This is a genomic window from Psychroserpens sp. (assembly GCF_045105015.1).
Classification (GTDB): domain Bacteria; phylum Bacteroidota; class Bacteroidia; order Flavobacteriales; family Flavobacteriaceae; genus Psychroserpens.
Map to the genome: position 1 here is coordinate 1 of NZ_JBGCCX010000150.1, position 15,404 is coordinate 15,404.

Sequence of the window (15,404 nt, forward strand, 5' to 3'; positions counted from 1 at the left end):
GTTATTTCTGTAAGTGGAGATGGAGAATTCCTTGAAGGCGGAGGTTTCGGTATATCTCAGCCAGATATATCTAGAATGGAAGCAGGATTTCCTTTAGGTTATTTTGTTGGATATCAAACAGATGGAGTATTCCAAAGTCAAAGTGAAATTGATAATTCAGCGGTAACAGATGTTCCTGCAGAACCAGGAGATCTTAAGTTTATTGATCAAAATGGTGATGGCGTTATTGATTTAGATGATAGAGTAGATTTAGGAAATCCTTTGCCAGATGCCACTATGGGACTTAACCTATCTTTTGATTACAAAAACTGGGATTTTTCAGCCTATGCATTTGCATCTGTAGGTAACGAGATTGTTCGTAATTATGAACGTAATCAGCAATTAGTAAATAAACCAATTTCTTATTTAAGACGTTGGACAGGTGAGGGTTCAACCAATACAGACCCAAGAGTATCAATTGGTGCCACTTCAAATACCGTTTTCTCTGATTATTATGTTGAAGATGGTTCATTTGTACGTTTGCAAAACGCACAATTAGGCTACACCTTTAATAATGAAGAAGGTAAGATTAAGAAATTGCGAATTTACATTCAAGGAAATAACTTATTCACTCTAACAGAATATAGTGGTTACGACCCTACAGCAGGAACAGGAGCGCCAATTGGTGGAGGAATAGACCAAGGTATTTATCCAAGTGCTCGTATATTTTTATTAGGTGTTAACATGAAAATTTAATTAAGACTATGAAAAATCTAAAAATTATTTATGTTCTCTTTGCAGCCCTTACCGTTTTTTCTTGCGGTGATGATTTTGTAGATGTAGAATCCGAAGATAAAAACTCTGAATCTTTTTTCAATTCAGTACAAGATTATCAAGACGCTTTAGTAGCGGCATATGATTATTTACAAGCTACTTCTAAGTTTGTTCAATTTGCTGAAATAGCTTCAGACAACACTTTGTGTGGAGGAGAAAGCGCAATAGATTCCCCATATCTTCAACAAATTGATGATATGATTCACTCTGCTGTAGGTCAAGGTGACGGTGGCTTAAGAACCATGTGGCAATGGATGTATGAAGCGGTAAACCGTTGTAATTATATCATGGAATTCCAAGATAAAACAGATTTTGCAAATAAAACTAGCGTTATAGCGCAAACACGTTTTTTAAGAGCCTATTATAACTTTATACTTGTAAAATGGTGGGGAGATGTGCCTTTTGCTATAGATGAGAGAATTCAATTTGGAGATCAATTTGGAATAGATAGAACACCTAAAGCAGAAATCTATGCACTTATAGAAGCAGACTTAATTTTTGCTGCAGCTAATTTACCTTATGTGCAGAGTCAAACAGGACGAATTACTAAAGGTGCTGCTGAAGGGTTACTAGGGAAAGTATATTTATATCAAGATAAATTTACAGAATCTGCTACAGTGCTAGAAAACCTGATTAACAATGGACCACATAGATTATTGACTTCAGAAGAGTATCCAGATTTATTTGAACGTTATAACGAAAACAATATTGAGTCTGTTTTTGAAATACAGTACTCTGATGTTGATGGTGGTAGTTTCGAATGTTTCCAATGTCTTGAAGGTAATTATGCGTCTTATTTTAATGGACCAAGAGGTTTTGTTGATTCTAACGGAAAACTAGATGCCGGATATAGTTTTAATGTTCCAGTACAAGAAGTTGTAGATGCTTTTGAGCCAGGTGATTTAAGGTTACAATATTCAATATTAGATGCACAGCAATATGTTGCTGATAATCCAGGATCATCATGGGACTCGTCACAAGGATATGAACAAACAGGCTATTTTAATTTAAAAATTATGGCTAGAATAGGGGATTTAAATATAGGAGATGCAGCTTTAACTAACCCAGATAACTACAGAGCTATAAGATATGCAGATGTCTTGTTAATGGCTGCAGAAGCTCTAAACAGAGGAAATATAAGTGACTCAAGAGCACAAGGTTATTTAAATGAAGTTCGCAATAGAGCTATGCTACCTGATGTAACAACAACAGGTAATAACCTAACAAATGATATTTTAAAAGAACGTCGTGTGGAGCTAGTTGGTGAAGGACATCGTTTTTTCGATTTAGTTAGAACAGGACGAGCAGCTAACGCTATAGATGGTTTTCAAACGGGTAAACATGAGCTTTTCCCTATTCCAATTGAAGAAATCTTGTTAACTGGAAATAGATGGGATAATAATCCTGGATACAATTAAAAAAAATAAGATATGAAAACAATAAAATATATATTTAGTTTTATCGTCATAGCGCTTTTTGTGAGCTGTGAGGATGATAATAATGATTTAAGCTTTCTTGATAGTATAGTGGCTCCTAGCGATGTTTTAGCTAATTTTCAAATAGCTCAAGATAACTCAGGGTTAGTAACTATAACTCCAAACGCAACAGGTGCAGCTTCTTATAATATTAAATTAGGAGTTGATGAATTAGAACCTGTAAGTGTTAAGCAAGGAGAAAGTGTAGATAATACTTATGATGAAGGTGTTTACACTATTGAATTAGAGGCTGTTGGTATAAGTGGATTAAAAACAGTAGCTACGCAAGAGTTAGTAGTTTCTTTTAGAGCACCAGAAAATTTGGAGGTAACAGCTGAAATAGATGGTTCTAACCCGTTTATACTCAACGTATCAGCAGTAGCAGATTTCGCGGCTTCATTTAATGTGTTTTTTGATACATCTAATGTGGATGAAGAGCCTACTATGTTAGCTTTAGGAGAAACAGTAAGTTTTGAATATCCAGGAGTTGGCGATTATACAATACGTGTAGTTGCATTAAGTGGTGGGTTGGAAACGACTGAAATCACTCAAGTTGTAACTATTGAAAAACCAACAGAGTTACCAATAGATTTTGAAATATTTGACGCCAGTGTTTTTAATGGTTTTGGAGGAGCTTCAAATGCTATAATAGACAATCCAGATACAAATGGAAATGAGTCTGCTAAAGTTGCTCAAATTATAAAAGATGCTCCAGAAGGTTGGGCAGGTAATGTTATCGAATTATCAGCGCCATTGGATTTTTCTACTAAAAAATTAATAACTATGGATGTTTGGTCACCAAGACCAGGTGGTAAATTAATTTTGAAGTTAGAGAATCAAACCGATAATATGGTATTTGTTGAAAAAGAAATCACTTTAAACGGGACTAGTTCTTGGGAAGAAGCCGCTTTTGATTTAAGCGATATTTCAACTGATATTGAATACCAAAAAATTGTTTTATTCTTTGATTTTGGAACAGTTGGAGACGGAAGCTCAGATTGGACTTTTTATGTTGATAATATAAAACAATCAACAGTTCCGGTTGAAGCAGGAGAACCTCTTTTGTTTGATGATTTTGATGGAAATAGCAACATTACAACTTGGGCAGGAGATGCAGCTGGTCTAGATACAGCTTTACCTAATCCATTTGTAAATGCAGATAATTTCTCTGCAACTGTTTTAGAGTATACTGATACAGGAGGAACTTTTGCTAATATTCAGTTTGTGGCAGATTCTAATTTCGATTTATCAGGAGGAAATAGTGTATTTACTCTAAAAGTTTATGTGCCTTCTTCTAGTGTTACAGGTTCAGAGACAAATCAAATATCATTAAAACTTCAGAACAGCAGTTTAGGTGGTAATGCATGGCAAACTCAAACAGAAATAGTTAAAACTATTGTTTTAGACCAATGGCAAGAAGTTAGTTTTGATTTTGTAAATGATAATTGGCAGAATTTAAACTTCAATGGAACTGATCCAGATCCTGTTGATAGAACAGATTTAGACAAAGTTGTTTTACAATTAAATGGTGAAAACAATAGTAGTGAAGTTACAGCTTATATTGATGATTTCTATTATGGAACTGCTCCAGCAGCTGAATTCCCTCCTTTTGCTAGAGATGGTTTTGAAGGAAGAGGAACAATAACAACTTGGGCAGGAGACGATTGTGGAATGGATAACGCTTTTGCTAATCCATTTATAGATGCAAGTAATAATTCAGCAACAGTTTTACAATATGACGACACAGGTGGAACTTTTGCTAACATTCAATTTACCATTACTCCTAACATAGATATATCTTTAAAAAGTAAGTTTACATTAAAGGTTTATGTGCCATCATCAAGTGTAACAGGATCACAAAACAATCAAATATCATTAAAATTACAGAACAGTAGTTTAGGTGGAAATGCATGGCAAACTCAAACAGAAATCGTTAAGGATATTGTTTTAGACCAATGGCAGGAGCTAACATTTGACTTTATAAATGATAACTGGCAAAATTTAAACTTCAACGGAACTGATCCAGACCCTGTTGATAGAACAGATTTAGACAAAGTTGTTTTACAGTTAAATGGAGAAAACAATAATGATCTTGTTACTGCTTACATTGATGATTTTAACTATCATAATTAAAATTCTTAAAAAATGAAAAACATAAAATATAAAATAGTAATCTTTTTCTCAGCATTACTTGTTTTTAGTAGTTGTCAAGAAGACGATGCAGAAGTAGGCAGTATAATTGCGCCTTCAAATATTGAAATATCCGTTACCTATATAGATGATGGTGTAGAAAGTCCTGCACCAGGTTTAGGTAGTGGAGAGGTAATTTTATCAGCAACTGCTGATAATGCCATATCGTATCATTTTGTAGTTCAAGGACAAACTAAGCTTCAAAAATCTGGAAGTATATCAAATATTTTTACAACATTAGGTACGGTTACTTACCCAGTAACTGTTATCGCTTTCGGTGCTGGAGGAGCTTCTACAAGTAAAACTATTGATTTAGAAGTTCAGGCTTTATATGAGCCACCAGCAGATTTAATTGAAATGCTTACTTCCAATAGTTCTAGAACTTTCAGAATAGATAATAGCGTACCTAACTACTTTGGATTGGGACCAGTAGGAACTACTAGGTTAGGTGAATTTTTTCCAAATGGCGGTGATCCTAATAAAGATGGTGTAGGAATGAATGATGATAGATATATCTTTAATATTGATGGAACTTTTACACATATAACCAATGGAGATGTATTTGGTAGAGAAGGTTTAATTAATGAAATAGGGGGCCCTGGAGATGGAACACCAGACGGAGCAGATATATTAAATTACTCCTATGCAGATTATACAGGTTTTTGGACATTAACTGCACCTGGAGGAGTTGAAACACTTACATTGAGTGATTCGGCTTTCATTGGTTATTATATAGGAGGAGACCATTCCTATAGAATATTTGAAAGGTCAGCTAATGGATTTTCAATATTATCTACTGATGGGAATAATGAATTCGACTGGAATTTTATTTTAGTTGCTGATTAAGATTAATAAATAGTTTGTTTAATTAAGATTTCAAGGGTTAACAGTTTTAGTTAACCCTTGTTTTTTTTGTATGGTGTTGTTTCAATAAAATTTTATAATGTGTGTTCTTTTTTTAATATAGTTTTTGTTAAAAGCATCTAAAAATAGGTGGTTTGTAATAAAGATAATGAAACATTTTTTTGTAGTATTCAATGTTGATTTTAAATAGTATGGTGAATAGTACACTTTTTAGTAGCTTATTATATATACAACAAAACACTTTTTTACCTATACAATACCACTACAACAAGTATTGTTGCTAATTTAAGATTAACCTTTAATCATTCAATTTTAGCATTTTAACGGATTTTATTAAGGTTTTATCAATAAACAACTCCTTTTTTTAACATGTATGTTTTTTGTTGAGGTATTTTTTATCGACTTCGTAATTAATTAAGTTAATTTTAACATTGTCGAATGTCTAGAACTAAATTCATTCGTAAAATAATGAATACCACGACAATTTGTTTTAAGCATTAAAAACTAAAAACATGTTTTCAAAATACTAACTCAATAACTAAATAGAACTATGAAAAACAATTTTCTAAGATTATTACTTTTCTTATTTACAATTACTGCTTTTTCGCAAGCTGATAAAGTAACTATTGTAAGTAACGATGACGGCAAGAAGCTAGTTGTTAACGGAAAAGATTTCATGATTAACGGTATTAATTGGGATTACGTTCCAATTGGTACTGATGTAACAAATGCTAATTTTTATGAACAGACCGACGAAATAATCAAGGCAGGATTAGATAACGAAATGGGTCTGTTACAGAACATGAATGTCAATGTTGTAAGACAATATGTTGGTGTCCCAGCTAAATGGGTTACTTACATCTATGAAAAGTACGGTATATATACGCTTTTAAATCACCAATTTGGGCGTTATGGGTTAACGCTAGATGGTGTATGGACTCCAGTTACTGATTATTCAGAAAAAAAAACGCAAGACTTATTAGTTTCTGAAATGATTCAATTGGTAAAAGATTACAAAGATGTACCAGGTATTTTAATGTACATGATGGGTAACGAAAACAATTATGGGTTATTCTGGCAAGGTGCAGAAACTGAAGATTTTCCTGAAGGTGAAGAACAAAAAAGAGCAGTTGGGGAAAACAGAGGTAGGCCAATGTATAAACTCATGAATGAGGTTGCAAAAAAGATAAAAGCAATGGACTCAAATCACCCAGTTGCAATTTGTAATGGTGATGTTTTGTTTATTGATATTATTGCAGAAGAATGTAAAGATGTAGATGTTTATGGAGCCAATACCTATAGAGGAGAATCCTTTGGAGACTTTTTCAAAGTAGTTAACGATCAGTTAGACATGGCACTTATGTTTACAGAGTTTGGTGCAGATGCATACAATGCGCTTTCTGACGAAGAAGATCAATATTGGCAAGCATATTATAACTTACTAAATTGGAAGGAAATTTATGAAAATGCTGCCGGTTTAGGAAAAGTTGGAAACTCTATTGGGGGTTTCACTTTCCAGTTTAGTGATGGTTGGTGGAAATTGGGTTTTGATGACCGTGAAAATGCAGACACTCATGAAACAGGTGCTTCATGGAGTAATGGCGGATATTATCACGATACTAAGAATGGCTCTAATAATATGAACGAAGAATGGTTTGGTATCTGTGCGAAGGGTCCTACCAATGAAAGAGGATTATACGATTTATATCCTCGTGCTTCTTATTACACTTTAAAAGATGCACACGCTTTAGATATATTCAATGAAGAAATGACGCTTGATTTTATTAATAACTATTTCAATAGTATTAATATTAGAGATGCTGTACTAAGAGCTAGAGGAGATAAAGCGGCATTTGAAAGTGTAAGTGGCGGCGGAAGTAAAATTAGTATTAGTAATTTGAGAGCCGAATTCACAACATTTAATACAGGAGGAGAATTAATTACTACACCTAGTTCAGCAGACCCAAATGATGCAACGTTTCCAAATGAATTAGGCTTCGATCATATGCAGTCATATTACATAGGTGTTCAAGGACAACCTACTTCAAAAATGAAGGCAAACGTAAACTTTAATGTAATAGGTAATGTTGCTGCAAACCCTATTAATGAAATTTTTTACGAAAATCGAGGACGTCCAGTTTCAGTTAGAGGAGAAGATGGTGATGTAATTACAATACCAGATGTAAACCGTGTTCAAGTTTATAATGCAGAATATGAATGGAATACTGAATATGCAGATGTAAGAGGTTTTTATAGAACAGGACACTACCATTGGGGCTACGAAGGTGATTTCTTTGGATTGTATCCAGAAGCAAATTATGGACCTAATTTAGATATCTATCAAGGAGAAATACTAGGTATGGAAGTTGAAGGCCACAAAGCTTTTAAAGGACTAACAGCGGCATTTGGACCTCAACTATGGTGGGGAGCGAATCCAGCAATTTTGCTAAAATATAATACTCATTTAGGGAAATTTGGAGTTACTGGAGTTTTTCATGAAGATGTAGATAATGCAGGAGCTGCAGTAACGTCAATTGCAATACCTGTTCCAAAAACGAGAAGAGCTACAATAAGTTTAGATAGAGAACTTGGGAATTTTGAAGTACAACTAGGAGGTATGTGGGGAGGACAACCTTTAAATGGAAGAGGATTTCAATATGTAGAAGGTGGTCCAGGAAATTACACTGTTTTTGATGATGTAATTGGCACTGAAGACAATTGGGCAGCAAAAGCAAAAATTACATATCAAAAAGGTAAATTTAACTGGTATGCTCTTGGAGCTACAGCAGGTTTAGTTGCAAATGGAGGCTTCGATCAGACATTAACATTTACCGGTTGGAAGTTAAAAGACAATGGTAGTGGTAACCAAAATAGTTTCCTTACAGGATTTACATATACCATAGGAGACTTTCAAATTGCACCAAACTTTTTATGGCAAGAACCTTTAGTTGATGCAATTCCTAATGATGCACCAGCACCCGCTAGGTTAAGAAATATACAAGATGACCCGTTTGCAGTTAGAGCAAATAGAAAAACAACTGCAGGTGAAATATTACTTACTTATGATCCAACTCCTGGATCTTGGTTCTATGCTTGGGATAACGACCGCAGTGAAAAATCTAAGTTTGCATTTAACCTTGGTTTTGTATATCGTCGTTTACCAACAACAATGGATGCTGCAATAGGGTTTTTCGAAAACTCTCGTATTGGTGCACCATTTGCCAATTCGGCACCAGCTGAAGATTTATGGGAAGCACACTCTCGTGTTGTTTCAAAAATAAGTCCAAGTTTAGCGTTAATAGGTAATTTTTATGTTGGTAATGGTCAAGCAAATGGTAGTGACGCAAGAGTTATTAATAGACTAGGTGGAGATATTCGAATGATTCTTAATAAATGGAAAATTGAGCATTCATTTAAGCTTAACGACTGGGGTCCTTACGATTATCATCGTGATTTCAACTTAACTTTCCCAGCACAATTTATGTTAGATATTTCAACAAGTTTAGGTAAGCCTGATTGGTTTATTCTACCAGACACTAAAATTGGAATACGAGGTACTTGGCGTTCGCTTAATGAATTTTCTCCAAGATTTTCACCTAATGCAGCGCTTCCAAATACATTCCCTGCAGAACCTAGATTAAGTCCAGTAGGATTTGATGATGGACAAGAGTGGGAAATAAGAACGTATGTACATATCAACATTGGGAAATAAAAATTAGAAAAATGAAAAACATTAAAAATATTCAAAAACATATATCACTCTATTTGATCTTAATACTTTTGCTTACAATTAGTTGTGAAAGAGATTTATCAGATGAAGCAGAAGTTGCCACTTTTGGTAAGCAAGGAGAAATATTTACAGATTCACCAGTTGGTTTAGGTACAGACTTTTACTTTCCATTTTTAGGATCTAAAGCAACAGCATGGACTGTTGATGAAGACGAAGGATATGAAAGTGCTGCATCTATGAGATTTGACGTACCGAATGCTAATGACCCAGACGGAAATTTTGCAGGAGCAATTTTTAGAGTAGATGGGGCTGGTAGAAACCTTACAGAATTTGATGCGCTTACATTTTGGGCTAAAGCTTCTCAAGGTGTTACAATTGGAGAAGTTGGCTTTGGACAAGATTTTTTAGAAAATAAATATCAGGTAACAAGAACTAATTTAACTCTTGGTACAACTTGGACAAAATATATCATCCCAATCCCAGACCCTTCTAAATTATTAGAAGAACGTGGAATGCTATGGTATTCCGCAGGTTCACAGAATACAGGAGGTTTTGCTTATACATTTTGGTTAGACGAAGTAAAATTCGAAAAATTAGGAACTATAGCACAATCTCGCCCATCTATTTTGAATGGTGAGGATATAGAACAAAGTGGTTTTCTTGGTATTCCTATTCAATTAACAGGACTTACACAAACATTTAGCGCACCTTTCGGTGGTAATGTTTCAGTAATAACAACACCATCATATTACGATTTTGAATCCTCTGATACTTCTGTTGCTACAGTAGATGAATTAGGAGTTGTATCAGTTTTAGATTTGGGTACTGCAACTATTTCTGCTGGAATATCTAATGTTGAAGCTTCAGGATCACTTACTATAGATGTTGAGGGAGGCTTTGATTTTGCGCCGATACCACCTAGTAGAGATTTAAATAATGTAATCTCAGTTTTTAGTGATGCATATAATAATGTTCCTGTAGATTATTATAACGGATTTTTTGCACCATTTCAAACCACACAAGGAGGAGCGCCCCCTTTAGATGTTGCTGGAGATGGTATTATAAACTACACTGATTTAAACTTTGTAGCCATTGGAACTTTTTTAGATGTCCCTCCGCTTAATGTTACAAACATGACACATCTGCACATAGATATTAAACCAAATGAAGCAATAGAACCAGGTGATTTTATTAATATTCAAGTAATTAATGCTGTAGGTACTCCTAACGAAACTTCAGGAACAATTCCTTTTGATTCAAGTAATTTTGAACGAGACGAATGGACAAGTTTAGATATACCAATTGCAGATTTTGGACTTGGAGATGTATCTCAAATGGGATTAATTTTCTTCATTACTGATGCGACCATTTCAGATATTTTTGTTGACAATGTATACTACTACAGGCAATAAAATCTTAAAGAAAATGATGAAGAACAATTTTAAAAATAAGACTAAAATGAGAGTAACAAAATATTTATTGTTTCCTGCTTTATTGGCAATTACTATGCTAATGATTAATAGTTGTGAAACCGACGAAACGCAAACCGTAACAACACTTACAAACCTTGTAATGGCTGATGAATTTGATACAGAAGGAGCGCCAGATTCTTCTATGTGGACTTACGATATTGGCAGAGGCCCCAACGGAGATGGTTGGGGGAACCAAGAATTACAATTTTATACTGATGACCCTGGAAATGTTAGAGTTGAAAATGGATTTTTATTAATTACAGCAAAAGAGGAAGCTATAGATGGTGCCTTATATACATCTGCAAGATTAAAAACGCAAGGTATTTTTGAGCAGCAATATGGCCGTTTTGAGGCTCGAATAAGAATGCCTTACGGTAAAGGTTTATGGCCAGCATTCTGGCTTTTAGGCAACGACTGTGATGTAAATGAATGGCCATTATGTGGTGAAATTGATATTATGGAATATGTAGGTGATCGCCCAACAACAGTTTTTGGTAGTGTTCACGGACCAGGTTATTCTGCTGGTCAAGCAGAAACAAAAGAGTATAGTTTACTTAATGGTAGATTCGATACTGGGTTCCACGTTTTTGGAATAGAATGGGGTCCAAATTACGTTAATTACTACGTTGATGGCGACTTATATAACCAAATTACTCCTGATGATGTAGAAGGAGAATGGGTGTTTAACCGTGGGCCTTTTTATATTATTTTAAACATGGCTGTTGGTGGACTTCTTCCAGGATCTCCTGATGAAGACACAGAATTTCCACAAACTATGGTCGTAGACTATGTACGTGTATATCAATAAAAGCAAAAAAATTAACTAACAAGAAATTATGAAAAAATTCATTAAAATAAATAAAATAATTTGGCTGTTTATTATAACACCCTTGTTTTTTGGCTGTGAAGATGACGATGATGCAGCTTCAGAAAAAGCCGTAGCAGGTTTTGTGCATACTATCAATCAAGATAACGGAATGGTAACATTTTTAAACCTTTCTGAAAATGCTGATAGTTATAGTTGGGACTTTGGAGATGGAACATCTTCTACTTTAATAAACCCAGAAAAAATATATGAAAATGGTACTTATACTATTGTTCTAGAATCTAGCAATGCTTCTGGATCATCAGATACATTTCAAGATGAAATTACCATTTTAATACCTGAAATAATATCAATTCCTATTACTTTCGATGGTGAAAACACAAATTATGATGCCGCTACATTTGGCGGAACGTCATTTGCTGTTGTTGAAAACCCAGACCCCTCAGGATCTAATACCGATGTTAATAACGTTGGGGCAATAACCAATAATGGAGCAACTTTTGAAGGTATAGCTTTTGAACTTGGAGCACCAATTGATTTATCATCAGAGAAAACTATTAAAATGGATTTCTGGTCAGACCAAGCGCTAAACATACTACTAAAACTTGAGATTTCTGAAAGTGAATTTACAGAAGTTACAGTAAGTCATAGCGGAACAGGTTGGGAAGAATTATCTTTTAATTTTTCAGCTTCAGGTACTTATCCAAAACTGGTAATTTTTGTTGATGGCCCTGGGACTGCAACCGGAACATTCTACTTTGATAATGTAGTTCAAGAAGAAACGCCAATACCACCATGTGTGGATGAAACTGCACAATCTTTAAGTGCGGCAGACTTTAACTTAACCTTTTTAGCTGAAGATTCGACATCTTCAATTTTAGATGAAGGCTCAGTTTTAACAAGAATATCAAATCCTGATACTGATAATGATGTTAATGAGTCCTGTTTTGTGGGTCAAGTTGTTAGAGATGCAGATTCACAATTTGCGAACAATCAAATAGAGTTTGATACTAAGCTTGATTTTAATGCAAGCGCAGGGTTTAAATTAAAAGTATGGTCTTCAACAGTAGGGACAAATGTTTTAGTAAAAATAGAAGATAAAGCGCTTGGCAATGCAGGACCATCTGCAGAAGCAGCAGCTGTAACTACAGTTGAAAATGGATGGGAAGAGTTAACTTTTGATTTTGCTAGTGGAGACAGCGATAAATTTGATAGAATTGTGTTGTTCTTCGAGTTAGCACAAAATGTATCGGGAACCTATTATATCGATGACTTCATGCTTTATGAGCGTGTTGGCGACCCATGTACTCCAGATGCTACACAATCACTTAGTACTACAAACTTTAATTTAACTTTTCAAGCAGACCCAAGTGCAAGCGTTACTCCAGACGGTGGTGTTTTAACTGTTATAGATAACCCGGATTTTGATAACGATGTAAATAAATCATGTAAAGTAGGAGAAATAGTAAGAGATGCTAGTTTGGCATTTGCAAATACTCAAATTGAATTAGATACCAAATTAGACTTTAATAGTAATTCTGGATTTAAATTAAAAGTATGGTCTCCAACAGCGAATACTAATGTTGTAGTTAAGCTTGAAGATAAAGCACTTGGCAATTCTGGGCCATCTGTAGAAATACCAGTAACTGCTGGCGCAGCAAGCACTTGGCAAGAATTAACGTTTGACTTTGCACCAGAAGATAGTGATAAGTTTGATAGGATAGTTCTATTTTTTGAATTAGGTCAAAATGTTGCCGAAACGTATTATATAGATGACTTTGCAATTTATGGCAGTGGATCTGGTGGTGGCGGAGGTTCTACTGGGTGTTCAGGTGATGCAGTTGCTGCAACTACTTTACCAGTGACTTTTGAAAGCTGTGAATCGTTTATTTCTGGATTTTCTAGCATTGGAGATGGCGGTGTAACTCCTAGTTTAGCCACGAATCCATCTGCATCAGGAATCAATGTTTCAGATAACGTTCTAAGAGTTGTAAGATCAAGTGGTATTAACCGTTGGGGAGGTGTTCAAAATTCTTTTCCTGCTGGAACAATAGACATCACTACAAAGGTATTTAAGATAAAAGTATATTCAAATTTGAATGATGTGACTTACAGATTTGAATTAGCACTTGACCCTCAAACCAATCCTGTAACTGGTAATCCTGCTCCTGTTTTCAGACAGGTTTCTGGAGGTGCTAATACATGGACAGAGATAGAGTTTACATTTATAAATTTACCTGCATCACCTTCAACTTATAACCAATTAGTTATAAAGCCAGATAACCCTGAAGGTTCAGATAATCAAACAACATCAGAAGAACAAATATTTTATTTTGACGATTTACGTCTAGAATAAAAATTAGCGATTAGTAATATTTAAAATAAAAAGGCTAGCGGAGAGGTATCCAACTAGCTAGCCTTTTTTTTGTAAAGCAAAATGAGTACAACATTTTTTAAAGACCGACCTAAAGTTTCAAGCCAAATGAATACTGTAAAAGGAGAATTAGTAAATTTTGAAAACGAATCTTTCTATAAGATTTCGAATAGTGATAAAATGCGTCCATTTTTTATGAGCATAGTTAGTGATTCAAATCACTGGATGTTCATATCAAGTAATGGCGGTTTAACTGCAGGACGAAAAAATGCAGAATCGTCTTTGTTCCCTTATTATACAGATGATAAGATAACAGAATCAGCTGATGTTACTGGAAGTAAAACCATATTTCAAATTCATAAAAACGGTAAAACCCTAATTTGGGAACCTTTTTCAATTCGCCAGATGGGATTGTATAACATTTCAAGAAATTTGTACAAAAACAGTTACGGGAATAAAGTTGTTTTTGAAGAAACAAATAATGATTTAGGATTAACTTTTAGGTATCAATGGAATTCAAGTAATCAGTTTGGTTTTGTAAAAAAATCTACTATTATTAATAATTCTGATGATAAAATAGAGCTTACTTTTCTAGACGGGCTTCAAAATATTCTTCCAGCTGGAGTCACTTCAGATTTGCAAAATGGTAGAAGTAACCTAGTTGACGCTTACAAGAAAAGTGAATTACTTTCTGAAACAGGTATTGGTGTTTATGCGTTAAGTGCTTTTATTGTTGATAAAGCAGAACCAAGTGAGGCACTAAAATCAAATATAATTTGGTCTGCAGGAATAGAAAATCCTTTGTATTTATTGTCGTCTCAACAGTTAGATAACTTCAGAAGTAAAAATGCGTTGGAGCAAGAGGTTGATGTTAAAGCTGAAAAAGGTGCTTATTTTATTTCTTCAGATTTAAGTTTAGAACCAAATGAAGTTGAAAACTGGATGTTTGTAGCTAATGTAAATCAATCTATTACTGGGGTTGTTGAAATAGCTGAAGTTATAAAAAACGAAAAAGATATTGTTAGTCTTGTAAACAGGAATATTGAAAAAGGCACTAAAAGATTAATTAGCTTAACGGCATCATCAGATGGATTACAACTTACTAATGATAATTTAATAAACACAAGGCATTTTTCAAACACCCTTTTCAATATCATGAGAGGTGGTATTTTTGATGATGGTTATAATATAGAAAAAGACGATTTTTTAAAGTACTTATCAAAGGCGAATAAAGCTTTTTTCAGTACAAAAGAAAGTCAGTTACAAAATTTACCAGAATCATTTTCTTTAAACTATTTAAAAACCCTTGCAGAACAAGATACGGATGCCGTTTTTAAACGCCTTTGTTTTGAGTATTTACCTTTAAAATTTAGTAGAAGGCATGGAGACCCAAGCAGACCTTGGAATAAGTTTTCTATTAATACCAGAAGTGAAATAGACGGCTCTAAAATTTTGGACTATGAAGGGAATTGGCGAGATATTTTTCAAAACTGGGAAGCATTGGCAATTTCTTATCCAGAGTTTATCGAAAGCATGATTCATAAAGTTTTAAACGCAACAACTTTCGATGGCTATAACCCTTACAGAGTTACAAAGGATGGTTTTGATTGGGAGACTATAGAAGAAGACGATCCTTGGTCATACATTGGATATTGGGGAG

Annotated in this window: 7 protein-coding genes and 2 pseudogenes; all 9 read left to right on the forward strand. The window is 34.4% G+C overall.

What is annotated here, in order from left to right; genetic code table 11:
• Positions 1 to 735 (forward strand): annotated as a pseudogene (locus tag AB8B90_RS11570) (SusC/RagA family protein); the annotation flags it as partial.
• An 8-nt stretch (positions 736 to 743) separates the two neighbouring features.
• Positions 744 to 2,231, forward strand: a complete 1,488-nt coding sequence (locus tag AB8B90_RS11575) for a RagB/SusD family nutrient uptake outer membrane protein (protein WP_405337037.1) — start codon at positions 744 to 746, stop codon at positions 2,229 to 2,231.
• Positions 2,232 to 2,243: 12 nt separating this feature from the next.
• Entirely contained in the window at positions 2,244 to 4,421 is a 2,178-nt protein-coding gene (locus tag AB8B90_RS11580) for a hypothetical protein (RefSeq protein WP_405337039.1), read from the forward strand.
• Positions 4,422 to 4,433: 12 nt separating this feature from the next.
• Entirely contained in the window at positions 4,434 to 5,324 is an 891-nt protein-coding gene (locus AB8B90_RS11585) for a glucan endo-1,3-beta-D-glucosidase (RefSeq protein WP_405337041.1), read from the forward strand.
• Positions 5,325 to 5,892: 568 nt separating this feature from the next.
• Positions 5,893 to 9,054, forward strand: a complete 3,162-nt coding sequence (locus AB8B90_RS11590) for a glycosidase (protein ID WP_405337043.1) — start codon at positions 5,893 to 5,895, stop codon at positions 9,052 to 9,054.
• A gap of 11 nt (positions 9,055 to 9,065) precedes the next feature.
• Entirely contained in the window at positions 9,066 to 10,484 is a 1,419-nt protein-coding gene (locus AB8B90_RS11595) for a carbohydrate-binding protein (protein WP_405337045.1), read from the forward strand.
• A 46-nt stretch (positions 10,485 to 10,530) separates the two neighbouring features.
• Positions 10,531 to 11,352: a family 16 glycosylhydrolase gene (locus AB8B90_RS11600; RefSeq protein WP_405337047.1), complete on the forward strand. Its 822-nt coding sequence runs from the start codon at positions 10,531 to 10,533 to the stop codon at positions 11,350 to 11,352.
• 28 nt (positions 11,353 to 11,380) lie between these two features.
• Complete coding sequence (locus tag AB8B90_RS11605; RefSeq protein ID WP_405337049.1) at positions 11,381 to 13,726, forward strand: PKD domain-containing protein; 2,346 nt, start codon at positions 11,381 to 11,383, stop codon at positions 13,724 to 13,726.
• Positions 13,727 to 13,852: 126 nt separating this feature from the next.
• Positions 13,853 to 15,404: pseudogene (locus tag AB8B90_RS11610) on the forward strand (hypothetical protein); the annotation flags it as partial.

Coding starts and splice junctions, on each gene's coding strand:
- AB8B90_RS11575 (WP_405337037.1), top strand. CDS start 744: ATGAAAAATCTAAAAATTATTTATGTTCTCTTTGCAGCCCTTACCGTT.
- AB8B90_RS11580 (WP_405337039.1), top strand. CDS start 2,244: ATGAAAACAATAAAATATATATTTAGTTTTATCGTCATAGCGCTTTTT.
- AB8B90_RS11585 (WP_405337041.1), top strand. CDS start 4,434: ATGAAAAACATAAAATATAAAATAGTAATCTTTTTCTCAGCATTACTT.
- AB8B90_RS11590 (WP_405337043.1), top strand. CDS start 5,893: ATGAAAAACAATTTTCTAAGATTATTACTTTTCTTATTTACAATTACT.
- AB8B90_RS11595 (WP_405337045.1), top strand. CDS start 9,066: ATGAAAAACATTAAAAATATTCAAAAACATATATCACTCTATTTGATC.
- AB8B90_RS11600 (WP_405337047.1), top strand. CDS start 10,531: ATGAGAGTAACAAAATATTTATTGTTTCCTGCTTTATTGGCAATTACT.
- AB8B90_RS11605 (WP_405337049.1), top strand. CDS start 11,381: ATGAAAAAATTCATTAAAATAAATAAAATAATTTGGCTGTTTATTATA.